The organism is Mesorhizobium sp. WSM4845 (assembly GCF_055811455.1).
This window is the reverse complement of the sequence record NZ_JBVVQA010000121.1, coordinates 1-285: the sequence shown is the minus strand read 5'-3', so window position 1 is coordinate 285 and position 285 is coordinate 1. Positions and strand designations below refer to the sequence as shown.

Below are 285 nucleotides of genomic sequence, written 5' to 3'. Positions count from 1 at the left end.
CGAAAGCAGGCGGGGCACAGTGGCAGAGAATGGCGCGACCACGAAACAAAACTGATCGGCCTTGCCGGACGCTTCGGAAGACCGCGATCAAACCGAACCGGATCTATGTGATGACCGTGGATCCGATCGGGCCAAAGGAACAAACAGCACCCACTTTGGTTAAAGCTGCGCGCGCCACCAGACACGCGTTTCTCACATTCGGAGACGAACGATGGCTACGAAAAAGGAATCGCAAAGCAAGGCCAAGGGCCTCGAAGATCTTTTCCACGACGGACTGAAGGACGT

Annotated in this window: 1 protein-coding gene; it reads right to left on the bottom strand. The window is 56.1% G+C overall.

Going from position 1 to position 285, the window contains the following annotated elements; all coding sequences use genetic code 11:
* Positions 1–103 precede the first annotated feature (103 nt).
* A partial coding sequence (locus AC0L2C_RS34270; protein WP_473525542.1) for a hypothetical protein occupies positions 104–285 on the bottom strand: 182 nt, incomplete at its 5' end.